Raw genomic sequence first — 235 nt, 5'->3', positions numbered from 1 at the left:
ACGGTCAGCGTCGCGGGCAACCAGCTGCTGTTCAATCCGGGGGCTGACTTCGACCACCTGGCGCAAGGCGCGGTCGAACACGTCACGCTCAGCTACACGATGCAGGACGAACACGGAGCACTCTCGAGCTCCACGGTGGATGTGACCATCACCGGCACCAACGACGCTCCGGTGGCGGTGGCCGATGTGGCTGCCGGCACGGAAAACCAGACCCTGACGATCGACGTGCTGAGCA

General features: G+C 64.7%; 1 protein-coding gene. It reads left to right on the top strand.

Annotation, left to right across the window (positions count from 1 at the left end):
* Positions 1-235, top strand: a 235-nt coding sequence (locus ACZYSM_RS29720; RefSeq protein ID WP_489077264.1) for a VCBS domain-containing protein, incomplete at both ends; no start/stop codon positions are given.

The organism is Pseudomonas sp. F220 (assembly GCF_057813935.1).
Note: the sequence above shows the minus strand (reverse complement) of the source record. Positions and strands in the feature narration are given on the sequence as shown.